Genomic DNA, 3266 nt, shown 5'->3' with positions numbered 1-3266 from the left:
CGGGCATTCGGCGGCGCTTTCAAGGTCGCCGACTTCACCGCTGACCATCGGCTGCCACCCGCGCTTCTGCGGAAATCGGCTTACATGACGCATCCGATCTTCCATATGAATCGGGCGGAAAGCGAGATGACCCGCTACATCCGCCGCTTGTCAAATCGCGATCTGGCGCTCGACCGGGCGATGATCCCGCTCGGCTCCTGCACGATGAAGCTAAACGCCACGGCGGAAATGCTGCCGATCACCTGGCCGGAATTCTCCGACATCCATCCCTTCGTGCCGGCCGATCAGGCGCTCGGCTACAGGGAGATGATCGATGATCTGTCGGATAAGCTGTGCCAGGTCACCGGCTACGATGCCTTCTCCATGCAGCCGAATTCGGGCGCGCAGGGGGAGTATGCGGGTCTTCTGACCATCCGCAACTACCACATGGCTAACAACGAGCCGCATCGCAATGTTTGCCTGATCCCGACCTCCGCGCATGGCACTAATCCCGCCTCCGCGCAGATGGCGGGCATGAAGGTGGTGCCGGTCAAGGCGATGGAAAACGAGGATGTCGATCTCGACGACTTCCGCGCCAAGGCCGAGCAGCATGCCGCAAGTCTGGCCTGCTGCATGATCACCTATCCGTCCACGCATGGCGTGTTCGAGGAAACGGTGCGGCAGATCTGCGAGATCACCCATGCCCAAGGCGGTCAGGTTTATCTCGACGGCGCCAACATGAACGCCATGGTGGGCTTGTCGCGTCCCGGTGACATCGGCTCCGACGTGTCACATCTCAACCTGCACAAGACTTTCTGCATTCCGCATGGCGGCGGTGGTCCGGGCATGGGACCGATCGGCGTGAAAGCGCATCTGGCTGCCCACTTGCCCGGTCATCCGCAAAGTGATGGACGTGAAGGTGCGGTGTCGTCAGCACCATTCGGCTCGCCTTCAATCCTCCCGATCTCCTGGTCCTACTGCCTGATGATGGGCGGCGAAGGACTGACACAGGCGACCAAGGTAGCTATCCTCAACGCCAACTATATCGCCGCGCGGCTGAAGGGCGCTTATGACGTGCTCTACAAGTCGGAAGCGGGCCGTGTAGCCCATGAATGCATCATCGACACGCGCCCGCTCAATCCCGCCGCAGGCGTCACGGTGGACGATGTCGCCAAGCGCCTGATCGACTGCGGGTTCCACGCCCCGACCATGAGCTTCCCGGTTGCCGGCACGCTGATGATCGAGCCGACGGAATCGGAGATGAAGGCCGAACTCGACCGCTTCTGTGATGCGATGCTGGCGATCCGCGAGGAAGCCCGCGCCATCGAAGAGGGCCGGATGGACAAGACCAACAACCCCTTGAAGAACGCGCCGCATACGGTGGCAGATCTCGTCGGCGAGTGGGATCGTCCCTATTCGCGCGAGCAGGCCTGTTATCCGCCCGGCGCTTTTCGCGTGGACAAGTACTGGTCGCCGGTCAACCGCGTCGACAACGTTTATGGTGACCGCAACCTGATCTGTTCCTGCCCGCCGATGGAAGACTACGCCGAGGCGGCCGAGTGACTTAAGGATGAGGCGCAATCGGGTGAGGAACGGTGAACGGAGCTTCTCACCCGGCAGCGGCAAAAGAACGTTAGTCGACCTGGAGAGCCCGATGCTGAAGAAAATCCCGCCGCTGATTACGGCCGAACTCCTGACCATCCTCGCTGAAATGGGGCATGGTGACGATCTGGTTCTGGTTGACCGCAACTTTCCCGGAGTCTCGGTTGCCGCATCAACCGTGTCGGGCCAGTGCATTCAGCTGGCCGGCGTTGACACGACCCAAGCGGCGCGCGCCATTCTGGAGCTTTTCCCCGTCGATACCTTCGTCGATGTCCCCGTTCGGCGAATGGCGGTAGTCGGCGAGCCCGAAGCCGTACTCGCCGTGCATAAAGACATGCAGCAAGCACTTGACGCAGCTGAGAACCGCGCGGTCACAGTGAAGGCCATCGAACGCATGGCCTTCTATGAAGCCGCAAGCCGCGCCTTTGCCGTCGTCCAGACCACAGAGGCGAGGCCTTATGGCTGCTTTATCCTGAAGAAGGGTGTTGTCTTCGACTAGCGTCCAGACATACGCGACCGCTGGAATAACATTCTACTGGACCTGCTCGCCAGAGATGAAAAGTACCCTCGGCTCTTGCACAATGCAGCGCCTAGCCTTGTGATCTGACCTCACATCCACCAAGTTCCGTCCACCTTCTTCGACGTGTCTTCGTCAAGCCATTGGATGAAAATCATGAAAAGCATCAGCACCCTTCTCGCTGCCGCGGGTCTTGCACTCGCTGCCGTCTCGTTTGCCGGTCCCGCCGCGGCACAGTCCAACCTCGAGAAAGTCAAATCGAGTGGTGAACTGCGGATCGGCACCGAAGGCACCTACGCGCCGTTCACCTTCCACGACGCATCGGGCGCGCTGGTCGGCTTTGACGTCGAGATTGGCCGCGAAGTGGCAAAGCGCATCGGCGTCGAGGCAAAGTTCCTTGAAGGCAAGTGGGACGGCTTGATCGCCGGCATCGATGCCGATCGCTATGATGCCGTGATCAATCAGGTCGGCATCACCGAAGAGCGCAAGAAGAAGTATGACTTCTCCGATCCGTATATCGCATCCAAGGCTGTGCTGATCGTCAAGGACGACAACGCCGAGATCAAGACCTTCGCTGATCTGAAGGGCAAGAAGTCTGCGCAGTCGCTGTCTTCGAATTTCGGCAAGCTGGCCGCAAACAATGGCGCAGAGCTTGTCGGCACCGACGGATTTGACCAGTCGATCCAGCTCGTATTGCAGGGCCGTGCGGACGCAACGCTCAATGACAGCCTGTCCTTCCTCGACTTCAAGAAGCACAAGCCCGATGCGCCGGTGAAGATCGCAGCTCAGGAAGAGAATGCCGATTTTTCCGGTATCATCATCCGCAAGAACGAGCCCGATCTGCTCGCCGCCATTAACAAGGCCCTTGCCGAAATCAAGGCTGACGGCACCTATCAGAAGATCGCTGATAAGTATTTCGGCCAGGACGTGTCCAAGTAATTAACTTCGCGGCGCAAGCTGCCTCCCGAAAGGTGCCGTATGCCTGACTGGCTGCAGCTTATGCTGAATTCCTTGGGGCCGCTCTTATGGGCGGCCCTTTTCTTCACGATTCCTTTGACGCTGCTCTCGTTCACGCTCGGACTGACGCTTGGCTTGATCGTCGCGCTGATCAGGCTGTTCGGCCCTGCACCGCTCGTTGCGGTGGCGCGCTTTTATGTCTGGCTTATTC

Annotated in this window: 2 protein-coding genes and 2 pseudogenes; all 4 read left to right on the top strand. The window is 59.6% G+C overall.

Annotated elements, in window-relative coordinates; translation table 11 throughout:
• A pseudogene (locus tag RTX98_RS01280) lies at nucleotides 1–1542 on the top strand (glycine dehydrogenase (aminomethyl-transferring)); the annotation flags it as partial.
• A gap of 91 nt (nucleotides 1543–1633) precedes the next feature.
• On the top strand, nucleotides 1634–2080 hold the full coding sequence (locus tag RTX98_RS01275) for an RbsD/FucU family protein (protein ID WP_312794030.1): 447 nt from the start codon (nucleotides 1634–1636) through the stop codon (nucleotides 2078–2080).
• 174 nt (nucleotides 2081–2254) lie between these two features.
• The gene (locus RTX98_RS01270) at nucleotides 2255–3037 is read left to right on the top strand and encodes an amino acid ABC transporter substrate-binding protein (protein WP_312794029.1); all 783 of its coding nucleotides are present in this window, start codon (nucleotides 2255–2257) and stop codon (nucleotides 3035–3037) included.
• Between the two features lie 39 nt (nucleotides 3038–3076).
• Nucleotides 3077–3266: pseudogene (locus RTX98_RS01265) on the top strand (cysteine ABC transporter permease); the annotation flags it as partial.

The organism is Tianweitania sp. (assembly GCF_032053605.1).
In the GTDB taxonomy this organism is placed as follows: domain Bacteria; phylum Pseudomonadota; class Alphaproteobacteria; order Rhizobiales; family Rhizobiaceae; genus Tianweitania.
Note: the sequence above shows the minus strand (reverse complement) of the source record. Positions and strands in the feature narration are given on the sequence as shown.

What these genes read in the sequence shown, in the direction of transcription:
- RTX98_RS01275 (WP_312794030.1), top strand. Translation starts at nt 1,634, where the DNA reads ATGCTGAAGAAAATCCCGCCGCTGATTACGGCCGAACTCCTGACCATC.
- RTX98_RS01270 (WP_312794029.1), top strand. Translation starts at nt 2,255, where the DNA reads ATGAAAAGCATCAGCACCCTTCTCGCTGCCGCGGGTCTTGCACTCGCT.